Raw genomic sequence first — 12,740 nt, 5'->3', positions numbered from 1 at the left:
GTAGGAAGAAAGGAGGAACTAAGGAATGCCGAATGTAGCATTATTCAAACAAGATGGAAGCCAAAACGGTGAAATCACTCTTAACGAAGAAATCTTCGGAATTGAACCAAATGAAAGTGTTGTTTACGACGCAATCGTTATGCAACGCGCATCATTAAGACAAGGAACTCATGCGGTTAAAAACCGTAGCGCTGTTCGAGGCGGTGGCCGTAAACCATGGCGCCAAAAAGGAACTGGTCGTGCTCGTCAAGGATCAATCCGTTCACCACAATGGCGTGGAGGTGGCGTAGTTTTCGGACCAACACCACGTTCTTACAGCTACAAACTTCCTAAAAAAGTTCGTCGTCTAGCAATGAAATCTGTATTGTCAGAAAAAGTTGCTGAAAACAACTTGGTAGCAATCGAAGGATTAAACTTTGATGCACCAAAAACAAAAGAATTCAAAGAAGTTCTTGCTAAATTATCTATTGACTCTAAAGTATTGGTTGTACTAGAACCTGGTAACGACTTTGCAGCTTTATCTGCACGTAACTTATCAAACGTTTCTGTAGTAACTTCTGATAACGTTAGCGTTCTAGATGTTGTATCAAATACAAAAGTTTTAGCAACACAAACTGCTCTTACTCAAATTGAGGAGGTGCTTGCATAATGAACTTACTAGACGTAATCAAACGCCCAGTGATCACTGAGAAATCAATGCTTGCCATGGATGACAAGAAATATACTTTCGAAGTAGACACTCGCGCAAACAAAACTTTAGTAAAACAAGCGGTTGAAGCTGCTTTTGACGTAAAAGTCAAAAACGTGAACATCGTGAACGTACGTGCGAAATTCAAACGTATGGGCAAATATGCAGGATATACGAAAAAACGTCGCAAAGCGATCGTTACATTAACTGAAGATTCAAAAGAAATCCAATTATTCGACGCTGCTGAATAAGCACTGTTCGTTAACTGATTAAATTAGGAGGGGAAAACGTGGCGATTAAAAAGTACAAACCTACCACAAATGGCCGTCGTAACATGACAGGTTCTGATTTTGCTGAAATCACAACATCAACACCTGAAAAAACATTGTTACAGCCATTGAAAAACCATGCTGGACGTAATAACAACGGCCGCATCACTGTACGTCATCAAGGTGGCGGACACAAACGCCAATACCGCGTGATCGATTTCAAACGTAACAAAGACAACGTTGTTGCTACTGTTCAAACGATCGAATATGATCCGAACCGTTCAGCTAACATCGCGTTAGTACATTATGAAGATGGAGTGAAAGCTTACATCTTAGCACCAAAAGGACTACAAGTTGGAATGAAACTTGTTTCAGGTCCAGAAGCAGATATCAAAGTCGGAAATGCTCTTCCTTTAGAAAACATTCCAGTTGGTACTGTGATCCACAATATTGAAATGAAACCTGGGAAAGGTGGACAATTGATCCGTTCTGCTGGTACAAGTGCTCAAGTACTTGGTAAAGAAGGCAAATACGTATTGATCCGCTTGAACTCTGGTGAAGTTCGCATGATCTTAGCTGCATGCCGTGCAACAATCGGTTCTGTAGGTAACGAACAACACGAACTTATCAATATTGGTAAAGCTGGCCGCTCTCGTTGGATGCGTAAACGCCCAACTGTACGTGGTAGCGTAATGAACCCTAACGATCACCCACACGGTGGTGGTGAAGGTAAAGCTCCAATCGGACGTAAAGCTCCAGTTTCTCCTTGGGGTCAACCAGCGCTTGGTTACAAAACTCGTAACAAGAAAGCTAAATCAGACAAACTTATCGTTCGTCGTAAAAATAAATAATTACTTTGACCATGTGTCGCACATTTTGAGAGGAGGTTCACCATGGGTCGTAGTTTAAAGAAAGGACCTTTCGTTGATGAGCATTTAATGAAAAAAGTTACAGCTCAAGCTAAGGTCGGTAAGAAAAAAGTAATCAAAACTTGGTCTCGTCGTTCGACAATTTTCCCAAGTTTTGTTGGATATACCATCGCAGTATATGATGGACGTAAACACGTACCAGTTTACATCCAAGAAGATATGGTAGGACACAAATTAGGCGAATTCGCACCAACTAGAACTTATCGTGGGCATGTCGCTGACGATAAGAAAACGAAACGCTAATTCGAGGGGAGGATAAAAGCAAATGGCAGAACAAATCACATCAGCTAAAGCAACTGCAAAAACAGTTCGCACTTCACCTCGTAAAGCGCGTCTAGTAATTGACCTTATCAGAGGTAAGAGTGTTGCGGATGCAATTTCAATCTTGAAATTCACACCAAACAAATCTGCTGGGATCATCGAGAAAGTATTGATGTCAGCAATTGCAAATGCAGAAAATAACTTTGACTTAGATGTTGAGAACTTGGTAGTATCTGAAGCATTTGTTAACGAAGGACCAACAATGAAACGTTTCCGTCCTCGTGCAAAAGGTTCAGCTTCACCAATCAACAAACGTACAAGTCATATCACGGTAGTCGTATCAGAAAAATAAGGAGGGATAATCTGTGGGTCAAAAAGTACATCCAATTGGAATGCGTGTAGGCATCATCCGCGACTGGGATGCAAAATGGTTTGCTGAAAAAGAGTATGCAGAGTTCTTACACGAAGATTTAAGAATCCGTAAATTTATTTCAACTAGACTTGCTGATGCTGCTGTATCAACAATTGAAATCGAACGCGCAACTGGCCGCGTAAACATTTCAATCCACACAGCTAAACCAGGTATGGTTATTGGTAAAGGCGGATCTGAAGTCGAAAACCTAAGAAAAGAATTAAACAAATTAACTGGTAAAAGAATCCATATCAACATCGTGGAAATCAAAAAACCAGATTTAGATGCTAAATTAGTAGGTGAAGGAATTGCACGTCAATTAGAAAACCGTGTTGCATTCCGTCGCGCTCAAAAACAAGCCATCCAACGTTCAATGCGTTCTGGCGCTAAAGGGATCAAAACTCAAGTATCTGGACGTCTAAACGGAGCGGATATCGCTCGTTCAGAAGGATACTCAGAAGGAACAGTTCCTCTTCACACTTTGCGTGCGGATATTGATTACGCATGGGAAGAAGCAGATACAACATACGGAAAACTAGGAGTTAAAGTGTGGATCTATCGTGGAGAAATTCTTCCAACTAAAAAAAACACTGAGAAAGGAGGGAAATAAACATGTTAGTACCTAAACGTGTAAAACACCGTCGTGAATTCCGCGGAAAAATGCGTGGTGAAGCAAAAGGCGGAAAAGAAGTAGCATTCGGTGAATACGGCTTACAAGCTGTTGAATCACACTGGATCACAAACCGTCAGATCGAAGCTTCTCGTATTGCTATGACTCGTTACATGAAACGTGGCGGGAAAGTATGGATCAAAATTTTCCCTCATAAATCATATACATCTAAAGCGATCGGCGTTCGTATGGGTAAAGGTAAAGGGGCTCCTGAAGGATGGGTTGCACCAGTAAAACGTGGTAAAATCATGTTTGAAATCGCAGGCGTATCTGAAGAAGTAGCTCGTGAAGCATTACGTTTAGCTTCTCACAAATTACCAATGAAAACTAAGATCGTAAAACGTGAGGAAATGGGTGGTGAATCGAATGAAGGTTAAAGAAATCAGAGAATTAACCACTGCCGAAATGCTTGATCAAGAAAAACAATTAAAAGAAGAATTGTTTAATCTTAGATTCCAATTAGCAACAGGTCAATTAGAAAACACTGCACGTATTAAAGAAGTACGTAAATCGATTGCACGCATCAAAACAGTTTTGCGTGAACAAGCTAAGTAATTATGGAAGGAGGCCATTAAGCGTATGACTGAAGAAAGAAATCAACGCAAAGTTTATCAAGGTCGCGTGGTATCAGACAAAATGGATAAAACAATTACCGTTGCTGTCGAAACAAAGAAAAACCACCCTATTTACGGTAAACGCATGAACTACTCTAAGAAGTACAAAGTACATGATGAAAACAACACAGCAAAAGTTGGCGACATCGTGAGAATTATGGAAACTCGTCCATTATCAGCTACAAAACGTTTCCGTTTGTTGGAAATAGTCGAAGAAGCAGTTATTATCTAATAACACGAGATTTTCCTATGTAGATTGAATGCAAAATCTGAAAGGAGGATACACAACGTGATCCAAGCAGAAAGTCGTTTAAGAATCGCTGATAATTCAGGCGCACGTGAAATTTTGACGATCAAAGTCCTTGGTGGATCTGGTCGCAAAACTGCGAATATCGGTGATGTGATCGTTGCTACGGTTAAACAAGCAACGCCAGGTGGGGTTGTCAAAAAAGGTGACGTCGTTAAAGCCGTTATCGTTCGTACAAAATCAGGAGCTCGTCGTGCAGACGGTTCATACATCAAGTTTGATGAAAATGCTGCAGTGATTATTCGTGATGATAAAAGCCCTCGTGGAACACGTATCTTTGGGCCAGTTGCACGTGAACTACGTGAAAACAACTTCATGAAGATCGTTTCTTTAGCACCAGAAGTTTTATAATCTTGAGACACTTAACAAAGGAGGTGCGAAACAGTTATGTTTGTTAAAAAAGGCGATAAAGTTAAAGTGATCACCGGTAAAGACAAAAACAAAGAAGGCGTTGTGTTAGCAGCGTTTCCTAAACAAGATAAAGTGGTTGTCGAAGGTGTGAACATGATCAAAAAACACCAAAAACCTTCTCAAGCTGCTCCTCAAGGTGGGATTGTTGAGATGGAAGCGCCACTTCACGTTTCTAACGTGATGGTCATCGACTCTACTGGTGTAGCTGGCCGTGTTGGCTACAAAGAAGTAGACGGAAAAAAAGTCCGTGTTTCTAAAAAAACCGGTGAAGTTTTAGATAAATAAAAAGTTTAAGGAAGGAGGGTCTTACTGAATGAACCGCCTAAAAGAAAAATATCTTAAAGAAGTAACTCCATCATTGATGGAAAAATTTAACTATAGCTCTGTTATGCAAACACCTAAAGTTGAAAAAATCGTCATCAACATGGGTGTTGGTGATGCGGTATCAAACGCTAAAAACTTAGACAAAGCAGTTGAAGAACTAACTTTGATCACTGGACAAAAACCAATGATTACAAAAGCTAAAAAATCAATCGCTGGATTCCGTTTACGTGAAGGAATGCCAATTGGAGCAAAAGTTACCTTACGCGGAGAAAGAATGTACGAATTTTTAGATAAATTAGTATCAGTTTCTCTACCACGTGTACGTGACTTCCATGGTGTAAGTAAAAAAGCCTTTGATGGTCGTGGAAACTACACTTTAGGTATTAAAGAACAATTGATCTTCCCAGAAGTAGATTATGATTTAGTAGATAAAGTACGTGGTATGGACATCGTCATTGTAACGACAGCGAACACAGATGAAGAATCTCGTGAGTTGTTGACACAATTAGGCATGCCATTCCAAAAATAATTAAAGGAGGCGAACTACGTGGCTAAAAAATCAATGATTGCTAAAAACAAACGTCCTGCAAAACATTCAACACAAGCTTATACTCGTTGCGAACGTTGCGGACGTCCACATTCAGTTTATCGTAAGTTCCATCTTTGCCGTATTTGCTTCCGCGAACTTGCCTATAAAGGTCAAATTCCCGGCGTGAAGAAAGCTAGCTGGTAAAAAAGTAAATTCGCATAAGAAGGAGGTAAAAGTTCAATGGTCATGACAGATCCAATTGCAGATTTTCTAACTCGTATCCGTAATGCAAACATGGTTAAACATGAGGCTTTAGAAGTTCCTGCATCAAAAATTAAACGTGACATCGCTGAAATCTTGAAACGTGAAGGTTTCGTCCGTGATGTTGAATATATCGAAGATGACAAGCAAGGCGTGATCCGTGTTTTCCTAAAATTCGGTAAAAGCGGCGAACGTGTTATTACAAACTTAAAACGTATTTCTAAACCAGGTTTACGTGTTTATGTTAAAGCTGGCGAAGTGCCAAAAGTTTTAAATGGCTTAGGTATCGCTATTATTTCGACTTCTGAAGGTGTTGTCACTGATAAAGAAGCTCGTGAGAAAAACATCGGCGGCGAAGTTATCGCTTACGTATGGTAATCAAGTAGAATCTACAAGGAGGTGTCTTTAAGTGAGCCGTATTGGAAATAAGATCGTTGTGATCCCTGAAGGAGTAACTATCACTCAAGATGGAAACAACGTTACAGTTAAAGGACCAAAAGGGGAATTGACTCGTGAATTTTCTGCTGATATCAAAATGAATATCGAAGGAAATGAAGTGACATTCACTCGTCCAAATGACAGTAAAGAAATGAAAACTATCCATGGAACAACTCGTGCTAACTTCAACAACATGGTTGTAGGTGTTAGTGAAGGTTTCCAAAAAGGATTAGAATTAATCGGGGTTGGGTACCGTGCGCAAATGCAAGGAACAAAACTTGTATTGAACGTTGGTTACTCACATCCAGTAGAAATCACACCACCAGCTGGCGTGACTGTTGAAGTACCATCTAACACACAAGTAATTGTGAAGGGTGCGAACAAAGAAGAAGTTGGCGAATTAGCTGCGAACATCCGTGGTACTCGTCCTCCAGAACCTTATAAAGGTAAAGGTATTCGTTATGTTGGCGAATTCGTACGCCGTAAAGAAGGTAAAACTGGTAAATAATCGTTTCGAAAAATTTCATAGAAGCCAGCAGCAGGAAAAAAGGATTTTGCTGAAGTATTTCTTCATTAAGAGAGAGTTTACTTGTGCCGCAGCTTCTATTTTTTCAAAACTGATCATTTCTACTGTCTGACAGTAGAAAAATAAAAATAAAGAGGTGACAATTGTGATTACAAAACCAGATAAGAACAAAACACGTCAAAAGAGACACCGTCGTGTACGTAACACTATCTCTGGTACTGCTGAGCGCCCACGCTTGAACGTTTTTCGTTCTAACAAAAACATCTACGCGCAACTTATTGATGACGTAGCGGGTGTAACGCTAGCAAGTGCCTCTACCTTGGATAAAGAAATTTCAGGTGGAACAAAAACAGAAGCAGCACAAGCTGTCGGTAAATTAGTTGCTGAACGCGCAGCTGAAAAAGGCATTAAAGTCGTAGTCTTTGACCGTGGTGGATACCTTTACCATGGCCGTGTGCAAGCTTTAGCTGAAGCTGCTCGCGAAAATGGACTAGAATTTTAGAAGAAGGAGGAATACCATTCATGGTTTATATCGATCCAAAACATTTGGAATTAGAAGACCGCGTTGTTGCAATTAACCGTGTAACAAAAGTTGTTAAAGGTGGACGTCGTCTACGTTTTGCTGCTTTAGTTGTTGTCGGTGACAAAAACGGACACGTAGGATTTGGTACTGGTAAAGCACAAGAAGTACCTGAAGCGATCCGTAAAGCAATTGAAGATGCGAAGAAAAACTTAATTGAAGTACCTATGGTTGGTTCAACAATCCCACACGAAGTAATTGGTGCTTTTAGTGGCGGTAGAATCCTAATGAAACCTGCTGTTGAAGGTTCTGGGGTTGCTGCTGGTGGACCAGTTCGTGCCGTATTAGAATTAGCAGGGGTAGCAGATATCACTTCTAAATCTTTAGGCTCAAACACACCAATCAACGTTGTTCGCGCAACTGTTGAAGGTTTGAAACAATTAAAACGTGCTGAAGAAGTTGCAGCTCTACGCGGCAAATCAGTGGAAGAATTAATCGGATAAGGAGGACAAACATAATGGCTGAATTAAAAGTAACTTTAAAACGCAGTATTATCGGACGTCCTCAAAACCAACGCGATACTGTTAAAGCGTTAGGTCTTACAAAGATTAACAGTTCTGTGGTTAAGCCTGCTAATGAAGCAATCAAAGGCATGATCAACACTGTTTCTCACTTAGTGGACGTTGAAGAAGTTTAATTAAACAAATAAAATAAGAATTAGGACAATTAAGGAGGTGCCAAACCTATGAAACTTCATGAATTAAAACCCGCTGAAGGTTCACGCCAAGTACGTAACCGTGTTGGTCGTGGTACTTCTTCAGGTAACGGAAAAACTGCCGGACGTGGTCAAAAAGGACAAAAAGCTCGTTCAGGCGGTGGTGTACGTCTAGGATTCGAAGGGGGACAAACACCATTGTTCCGTCGTTTACCAAAACGTGGATTTACAAATGTTAACCGTAAGGACTACGCAGTCGTTAATTTAGATGTCTTGAATCGCTTTGAAGACGGAGCTGAAGTAACTCCTGTTGCTTTAGTAGAAGCTGGAATCGTGAAAAACGAAAAAGCTGGAATCAAAGTTTTAGCTAACGGAGAATTGAACAAAAAGTTAACTGTGAAAGCAGCTAAATTCTCTAAAGCAGCACAAGAAGCAATCGAAGCGGCTGGTGGCTCTGTTGAGGTGATCTAATGCTTAAACTATTAAAAGACGCTTTTAAGGTCAAAGATATTAGATCGAAAATCCTTTTTACTGTATTTGTTCTCTTTGTTTTTCGTTTAGGGGCACATATCACTGTTCCCGGCGTAAATGCAAGCTCATTACAAGATCTATCTAGCTTACCGTTTTTCAACATGTTGAACTTGGTAAGTGGTAGTGCAATGCAAAACTTCTCGATCTTTTCGATGGGGGTTTCGCCTTACATTACTGCTTCGATCGTTATCCAATTATTACAAATGGATATCGTACCACGTTTTGTGGAATGGTCGAAACAAGGTGAAGTTGGTCGTAAAAAGTTGAATCAGGCAACAAGATATTTGACATTAGTATTGGCATTTATCCAATCTGTCGGTATCACAGCAGGATTTAACCAATACGCTCAATTAGGTTTTGTCAACAATCCAAATGTCTCTACTTATGTAACGATCGGTTTGATCTTAACTGCAGGAACGATGTTTGTTACTTGGTTGGGTGAACAAATCACTGAAAAAGGTATTGGTAACGGTGTGTCAATGATCATCTTTGCAGGGATCATTTCAAGATTACCGGAAAGTGTACGTGAAATTTATGAAGATTACTTCGTAAATATCAATTCTTCCGATATCTGGAAATCTGCGATTTTCATTGCCATCTTACTAGTTGCGGTTCTAGCAATCGTGACATTCGTAACATTTTTCCAACAAGCTGAACGTAAGATCCCGATTCAGTACACAAAACGTATAGCAGGTGCGCCAACAAGTAGTTATCTACCGTTGAAAGTAAATGCTGCTGGGGTAATTCCGGTTATCTTTGCAAGTTCATTTATTGCGACACCAAATGCTGTGTTACAAGCGTTAAGTGGCCGATTCGGATCTGAAAACTGGTATAAAATAATGATGGAGATCTTTAACTATAATACGGTGCCTGGCGCAACGATTTATACGGTATTGATCGTCGCATTTACATTCTTCTATGCCTTTGTTCAAGTAAACCCTGAGAAATTAGCGGAGAACTTACAAAAGCAAGGAAGCTATATACCAAGTGTACGCCCTGGTAAGGGGACTGAAGAGTATGTCTCAAGCTTATTGATGCGATTAAGTACAGTCGGAGCACTATTCCTTGGTTTAGTGGCATTATTACCAATCATTGCACAAATGATTTGGGATCTGCCACAATCAATCGGATTAGGTGGTACAAGTCTGTTGATCGTGATCGGTGTGGCTTTAGAAACTGCGAAACAGTTAGAAGGCTTAATGCTGAAACGTAAATATGTTGGCTTTATTGAGTAAGAAAGCGTGTTGAGGTTTTTCCTCAACACACGTTCTCACATTTATTAGGAGGGAAAGCAATGAACCTCATTTTAATGGGGCTGCCAGGTGCAGGTAAAGGAACACAAGCTGAAAAAATCATTGACGCTTATGGGATTCCTCACATCTCAACAGGAGATATGTTTCGTGCAGCTATCAAAAATGAAACAGCTCTTGGCCTGGAAGCAAAGTCTTATATGGATAAAGGTGCATTAGTTCCTGATGAAGTAACAAATGGAATCGTAAAAGAGCGTTTAGCAGAACCCGATACAGAGAAAGGCTTCTTATTAGATGGCTTTCCTCGTACAATCGAGCAAGCAGAAGCTCTAGATGCAATGTTAAAAGATTTAAATAAACAAATTGATGCTGTCATCGATATCCACGTGGGTGAAGAAGTCTTGGTTGAGCGTTTAGCAGGCCGCTTCATTTGCCGTAACTGTGGAGCAACTTACCATAAAATTTTCAACCCTACAAAAGTTGAAGACACATGTGATCGTTGTGGTGGGCATGAATTCTATCAAAGAGAAGATGATAAACCTGAGACGGTTAAAAATCGTCTGGCTATCAACATCAAAAATAGTGAACCAATCTTGGCTTATTATAAAGAACAAGGTTTGCTACACACTATCGATGGTGATCGTGAAATCGATGCTGTATTTACTGATGTCCAAAAAATCATTGAAAAATAGCACGATTGCCCGTAGCCGACTTGCATTAAGCAGTTACTCTTGTCAAGTTCAATAAATTATGATAGAATATGTCAGTCCGACTTCTAGAGAATCCTCTAGATGATCCATTTTGAGAATTTTGAGGTGGGAACTGCAGTTTCCGCCATTTTATCGTGTGAAAATGCGAAACAAGTACAAGGAGGTACTGTGCGTGGCAAAAGAAGATATGATTGAAGTCGAAGGTACAGTCGTCGAAACTTTGCCGAATGCAATGTTTAAAGTTGAACTAGAAAACGGACACCAAGTTCTTGCTACTGTTTCAGGTAAAATTCGTATGCACTACATTCGTATTCTACCTGGTGACAAAGTGACGGTTGAATTGTCTCCATATGATTTAAACCGTGGCCGTATTACTTATCGCTTTAAATAATTGTACTCCGTAAAACTACAGGAGGTATTATCATGAAAGTAAGACCATCAGTAAAACCAATGTGTGAACATTGTAAAGTAATTCGTCGTAAAGGACGCGTTATGGTGATTTGCCCAGCAAATCCAAAACATAAACAACGTCAAGGATAAATGGAGGTGCACTAAATATGGCTCGTATTGCAGGAGTAGATATTCCTCGTGATAAACGTGTAGTAGTTTCACTTACTTATATCTATGGTATTGGTAACACTACTGCGAAACAAATCTTAGCTAATGCTGGCGTATCTGAAGATGTTCGCGTTCGTGAATTAACGAATGAACAAACAGATGCTATCCGTGCAGAAGTAGATAAATTAAAAGTTGAAGGGGATCTTCGTCGTGAAGTGAACTTAAACATCAAACGCTTGATGGAAATCGGTTCTTACCGTGGAATCCGTCACCGTCGTGGATTGCCTGTTCGTGGACAAAACACGAAAAACAATGCACGCACTCGTAAAGGCCCAGCTCGCGCTATCGCTGGCAAGAAAAAATAATTCTTAAGTGAAGGAGGTTAAATCTTCATGGTAGCAAAAAAAGTGAATCGTAAACGCCGTGTGAAAAAGAATATAGAAGCTGGGATTGCACATATCCACTCTACATTCAACAACACAATCATCATGATCACTGATACTCACGGAAATGCTTTAGCGTGGTCATCAGCTGGTTCATTAGGCTTCAAAGGAAGCAAAAAATCAACTCCTTTTGCCGCTCAAATGGCAGCAGAAACAGCTACAAAAGCAGCAATGGAACACGGATTAAAAACTGTTGAAGTAACAGTTAAGGGACCTGGTTCTGGACGTGAAGCAGCAATTCGTTCATTACAAGCAACAGGTTTAGAAGTGACTGCAATTCGTGACGTGACTCCAGTTCCTCATAATGGTGCCCGCCCTCCAAAACGCCGTCGTGTTTAATGAGTGCCTCTCATTTTGAGTTCTATTAGTAACGTCATTGAACAAGACACTTTTCGTTTTGAAAGGGGTAAAGATAAGAATGATTGAGTTCGAAAAACCAAGAATCGCAAAAATTGATGAAGAAAAAGATTATGGCAAGTTCATCGTTGAACCTCTTGAAAGAGGGTATGGGACTACTTTAGGGAATTCCCTACGTCGTATTTTATTATCTTCTTTGCCAGGTGCTGCCATCACTAATATTCAAATCGATGGTGTACTGCATGAATTCTCTACCATCAAAGGTGTTAGAGAAGACGTCACTCAAATCATCTTGAACATTAAAGGTTTAGCACTGAAAATGTATGGTCAAGAAGAAAAAACCCTTGAAATCGATATTACCGGACCTGCTACATTAACTGCTGGCGATATTATCGTTGATAGTGAGGTAGAAATTCTTAACAAAGATATGTACATCTGCAGTGTATCTGAAGGTGCTACGTTCCATGCTCGCCTAACGGTGAAACCAGGACGTGGTTATGTTCAAGCAGATGAAAACAAAAAAGAAGACATGCCAATTGGTGTTCTTCCCGTCGATTCAATCTACACGCCTGTACGTCGTGTCAACTACCAAGTAGAAAACACACGTGTTGGACATCGTGAAGATTTTGATAAATTGACAATGGAGATCTGGACAGATGGTTCAATCGAACCATTGGAAGCAATGAGTTTATCTGCAAAAATCATGACTGAACATTTAGACATCTTTGTCAACCTAACTGATGAAGCGAAAAACGCTGAAATCATGGTCGAAAAAGAAGAAACACAAAAAGAAAAAATGTTAGAAATGACGATTGAAGAATTAGACTTATCTGTTCGCTCTTATAATTGCTTAAAACGTGCAGGAATCAATACTGTACAAGAACTTACGAATAAATCTGAGCCAGAAATGATCAAAGTCCGTAACTTAGGACGTAAATCATTGGAAGAAGTTAAAGCAAAATTGCATGACTTAGGTTTAGGTTTACGTAAAGAAGATTAAACCTTTTACGAAGGAGG

The 12,740-nt window shown here is 40.0% G+C and carries 26 protein-coding genes; all 26 read left to right on the top strand.

Annotated features, from left to right (window positions below):
- The first annotated feature begins 25 nt into the window (after positions 1-25).
- The gene (gene rplD / locus P3R27_RS06215; RefSeq protein WP_034689413.1) at positions 26-649 is read left to right on the top strand and encodes a 50S ribosomal protein L4; all 624 of its coding nucleotides are present in this window, start codon (positions 26-28) and stop codon (positions 647-649) included.
- Positions 649-939: a 50S ribosomal protein L23 gene (gene rplW, locus P3R27_RS06210; RefSeq protein WP_034689412.1), complete on the top strand. Its 291-nt coding sequence runs from the start codon at positions 649-651 to the stop codon at positions 937-939. Before rplD ends, rplW begins: the two co-directional genes overlap by 1 nt.
- Positions 940-977: 38 nt before the next feature.
- The gene (gene rplB / locus P3R27_RS06205) at positions 978-1,808 is read left to right on the top strand and encodes a 50S ribosomal protein L2 (protein ID WP_010734468.1); all 831 of its coding nucleotides are present in this window, start codon (positions 978-980) and stop codon (positions 1,806-1,808) included.
- A gap of 42 nt (positions 1,809-1,850) precedes the next feature.
- Complete coding sequence (rpsS, locus tag P3R27_RS06200) at positions 1,851-2,129, top strand: 30S ribosomal protein S19 (RefSeq protein WP_034689411.1); 279 nt, start codon at positions 1,851-1,853, stop codon at positions 2,127-2,129.
- A 22-nt stretch (positions 2,130-2,151) separates the two neighbouring features.
- Entirely contained in the window at positions 2,152-2,499 is a 348-nt protein-coding gene (gene rplV, locus P3R27_RS06195) for a 50S ribosomal protein L22 (protein ID WP_010734466.1), read from the top strand.
- Positions 2,500-2,512: 13 nt separating this feature from the next.
- Positions 2,513-3,169 carry a 30S ribosomal protein S3 gene (gene rpsC, locus P3R27_RS06190; protein WP_010734465.1) on the top strand — a complete coding sequence of 219 codons (657 nt, stop codon included), beginning with the start codon at positions 2,513-2,515 and terminating at the stop codon, positions 3,167-3,169.
- A 2-nt stretch (positions 3,170-3,171) separates the two neighbouring features.
- The gene (gene rplP, locus P3R27_RS06185) at positions 3,172-3,606 is read left to right on the top strand and encodes a 50S ribosomal protein L16 (RefSeq protein ID WP_010734464.1); all 435 of its coding nucleotides are present in this window, start codon (positions 3,172-3,174) and stop codon (positions 3,604-3,606) included.
- The gene (gene rpmC / locus P3R27_RS06180; RefSeq protein WP_002288664.1) at positions 3,596-3,784 is read left to right on the top strand and encodes a 50S ribosomal protein L29; all 189 of its coding nucleotides are present in this window, start codon (positions 3,596-3,598) and stop codon (positions 3,782-3,784) included. The genes rplP and rpmC overlap by 11 nt, the downstream gene beginning before the upstream one ends.
- Before the next feature lie 24 nt (positions 3,785-3,808).
- Entirely contained in the window at positions 3,809-4,075 is a 267-nt protein-coding gene (gene rpsQ, locus P3R27_RS06175) for a 30S ribosomal protein S17 (protein WP_010734463.1), read from the top strand.
- A gap of 57 nt (positions 4,076-4,132) precedes the next feature.
- A complete protein-coding gene (rplN, locus tag P3R27_RS06170; protein WP_010734462.1) occupies positions 4,133-4,501 on the top strand; it encodes a 50S ribosomal protein L14 in 369 nt (122 codons plus the stop codon).
- Between the two features lie 36 nt (positions 4,502-4,537).
- Positions 4,538-4,846, top strand: a complete 309-nt coding sequence (gene rplX / locus P3R27_RS06165) for a 50S ribosomal protein L24 (protein WP_010734461.1) — start codon at positions 4,538-4,540, stop codon at positions 4,844-4,846.
- A gap of 28 nt (positions 4,847-4,874) precedes the next feature.
- Entirely contained in the window at positions 4,875-5,414 is a 540-nt protein-coding gene (rplE, locus tag P3R27_RS06160) for a 50S ribosomal protein L5 (protein ID WP_034689410.1), read from the top strand.
- Positions 5,415-5,432: 18 nt separating this feature from the next.
- Positions 5,433-5,618: a type Z 30S ribosomal protein S14 gene (locus P3R27_RS06155; protein ID WP_002356214.1), complete on the top strand. Its 186-nt coding sequence runs from the start codon at positions 5,433-5,435 to the stop codon at positions 5,616-5,618.
- 36 nt (positions 5,619-5,654) lie between these two features.
- Entirely contained in the window at positions 5,655-6,053 is a 399-nt protein-coding gene (rpsH, locus tag P3R27_RS06150) for a 30S ribosomal protein S8 (protein WP_010734459.1), read from the top strand.
- A gap of 31 nt (positions 6,054-6,084) precedes the next feature.
- Positions 6,085-6,621: a 50S ribosomal protein L6 gene (gene rplF, locus P3R27_RS06145; RefSeq protein ID WP_034689409.1), complete on the top strand. Its 537-nt coding sequence runs from the start codon at positions 6,085-6,087 to the stop codon at positions 6,619-6,621.
- A gap of 163 nt (positions 6,622-6,784) precedes the next feature.
- Positions 6,785-7,141 (top strand): 50S ribosomal protein L18, encoded by a 357-nt coding sequence (rplR, locus tag P3R27_RS06140; RefSeq protein WP_034689408.1) that lies wholly within the window; start codon positions 6,785-6,787, stop codon positions 7,139-7,141.
- A 20-nt stretch (positions 7,142-7,161) separates the two neighbouring features.
- Positions 7,162-7,662 carry a 30S ribosomal protein S5 gene (gene rpsE / locus P3R27_RS06135; protein ID WP_034689405.1) on the top strand — a complete coding sequence of 167 codons (501 nt, stop codon included), beginning with the start codon at positions 7,162-7,164 and terminating at the stop codon, positions 7,660-7,662.
- A gap of 14 nt (positions 7,663-7,676) precedes the next feature.
- Positions 7,677-7,856, top strand: coding sequence for a 50S ribosomal protein L30 (gene rpmD / locus P3R27_RS06130; protein ID WP_010734455.1), 180 nt, complete (start codon positions 7,677-7,679; stop codon positions 7,854-7,856).
- A 48-nt stretch (positions 7,857-7,904) separates the two neighbouring features.
- Entirely contained in the window at positions 7,905-8,345 is a 441-nt protein-coding gene (gene rplO / locus P3R27_RS06125) for a 50S ribosomal protein L15 (protein ID WP_010734454.1), read from the top strand.
- Positions 8,345-9,640 carry a preprotein translocase subunit SecY gene (gene secY, locus P3R27_RS06120; RefSeq protein ID WP_265262129.1) on the top strand — a complete coding sequence of 432 codons (1,296 nt, stop codon included), beginning with the start codon at positions 8,345-8,347 and terminating at the stop codon, positions 9,638-9,640. Before rplO ends, secY begins: the two co-directional genes overlap by 1 nt.
- 59 nt (positions 9,641-9,699) lie before the next feature.
- Positions 9,700-10,347, top strand: coding sequence for an adenylate kinase (locus tag P3R27_RS06115; protein ID WP_010734452.1), 648 nt, complete (start codon positions 9,700-9,702; stop codon positions 10,345-10,347).
- A 190-nt stretch (positions 10,348-10,537) separates the two neighbouring features.
- The gene (gene infA, locus P3R27_RS06110) at positions 10,538-10,756 is read left to right on the top strand and encodes a translation initiation factor IF-1 (protein WP_002288695.1); all 219 of its coding nucleotides are present in this window, start codon (positions 10,538-10,540) and stop codon (positions 10,754-10,756) included.
- Positions 10,757-10,788: 32 nt separating this feature from the next.
- Positions 10,789-10,905, top strand: coding sequence for a 50S ribosomal protein L36 (gene rpmJ, locus P3R27_RS06105; protein WP_002288710.1), 117 nt, complete (start codon positions 10,789-10,791; stop codon positions 10,903-10,905).
- 17 nt (positions 10,906-10,922) lie between these two features.
- The gene (rpsM, locus tag P3R27_RS06100; protein WP_010734451.1) at positions 10,923-11,288 is read left to right on the top strand and encodes a 30S ribosomal protein S13; all 366 of its coding nucleotides are present in this window, start codon (positions 10,923-10,925) and stop codon (positions 11,286-11,288) included.
- 27 nt (positions 11,289-11,315) lie between these two features.
- Entirely contained in the window at positions 11,316-11,705 is a 390-nt protein-coding gene (gene rpsK, locus P3R27_RS06095) for a 30S ribosomal protein S11 (RefSeq protein ID WP_010734450.1), read from the top strand.
- A gap of 79 nt (positions 11,706-11,784) precedes the next feature.
- The gene (locus P3R27_RS06090) at positions 11,785-12,723 is read left to right on the top strand and encodes a DNA-directed RNA polymerase subunit alpha (protein WP_301399068.1); all 939 of its coding nucleotides are present in this window, start codon (positions 11,785-11,787) and stop codon (positions 12,721-12,723) included.
- Positions 12,724-12,740: the final 17 nt, after the last annotated feature.

The organism is Enterococcus spodopteracolus (assembly GCF_030441955.1).
Lineage (GTDB): Bacteria > Bacillota > Bacilli > Lactobacillales > Enterococcaceae > Enterococcus_B > Enterococcus_B spodopteracolus.
Note: the sequence above shows the minus strand (reverse complement) of the source record. Positions and strands in the feature narration are given on the sequence as shown.

Excerpts from the sequence above, each read along its gene's own strand:
- secY (WP_265262129.1), top strand. The coding sequence starts at position 8,345 with ATGCTTAAACTATTAAAAGACGCTTTTAAGGTCAAAGATATTAGATCG.
- rpmJ (WP_002288710.1), top strand. The coding sequence starts at position 10,789 with ATGAAAGTAAGACCATCAGTAAAACCAATGTGTGAACATTGTAAAGTA.
- rpmC (WP_002288664.1), top strand. The coding sequence starts at position 3,596 with ATGAAGGTTAAAGAAATCAGAGAATTAACCACTGCCGAAATGCTTGAT.
- rpsS (WP_034689411.1), top strand. The coding sequence starts at position 1,851 with ATGGGTCGTAGTTTAAAGAAAGGACCTTTCGTTGATGAGCATTTAATG.
- rpsH (WP_010734459.1), top strand. The coding sequence starts at position 5,655 with ATGGTCATGACAGATCCAATTGCAGATTTTCTAACTCGTATCCGTAAT.
- rpsE (WP_034689405.1), top strand. The coding sequence starts at position 7,162 with ATGGTTTATATCGATCCAAAACATTTGGAATTAGAAGACCGCGTTGTT.
- rplD (WP_034689413.1), top strand. The coding sequence starts at position 26 with ATGCCGAATGTAGCATTATTCAAACAAGATGGAAGCCAAAACGGTGAA.
- rplO (WP_010734454.1), top strand. The coding sequence starts at position 7,905 with ATGAAACTTCATGAATTAAAACCCGCTGAAGGTTCACGCCAAGTACGT.
- P3R27_RS06115 (WP_010734452.1), top strand. The coding sequence starts at position 9,700 with ATGAACCTCATTTTAATGGGGCTGCCAGGTGCAGGTAAAGGAACACAA.
- rpsK (WP_010734450.1), top strand. The coding sequence starts at position 11,316 with ATGGTAGCAAAAAAAGTGAATCGTAAACGCCGTGTGAAAAAGAATATA.
- rplP (WP_010734464.1), top strand. The coding sequence starts at position 3,172 with ATGTTAGTACCTAAACGTGTAAAACACCGTCGTGAATTCCGCGGAAAA.
- rpsQ (WP_010734463.1), top strand. The coding sequence starts at position 3,809 with ATGACTGAAGAAAGAAATCAACGCAAAGTTTATCAAGGTCGCGTGGTA.
- rplV (WP_010734466.1), top strand. The coding sequence starts at position 2,152 with ATGGCAGAACAAATCACATCAGCTAAAGCAACTGCAAAAACAGTTCGC.
- rplX (WP_010734461.1), top strand. The coding sequence starts at position 4,538 with ATGTTTGTTAAAAAAGGCGATAAAGTTAAAGTGATCACCGGTAAAGAC.
- P3R27_RS06090 (WP_301399068.1), top strand. The coding sequence starts at position 11,785 with ATGATTGAGTTCGAAAAACCAAGAATCGCAAAAATTGATGAAGAAAAA.
- rpsM (WP_010734451.1), top strand. The coding sequence starts at position 10,923 with ATGGCTCGTATTGCAGGAGTAGATATTCCTCGTGATAAACGTGTAGTA.
- rplE (WP_034689410.1), top strand. The coding sequence starts at position 4,875 with ATGAACCGCCTAAAAGAAAAATATCTTAAAGAAGTAACTCCATCATTG.
- rplW (WP_034689412.1), top strand. The coding sequence starts at position 649 with ATGAACTTACTAGACGTAATCAAACGCCCAGTGATCACTGAGAAATCA.
- rpmD (WP_010734455.1), top strand. The coding sequence starts at position 7,677 with ATGGCTGAATTAAAAGTAACTTTAAAACGCAGTATTATCGGACGTCCT.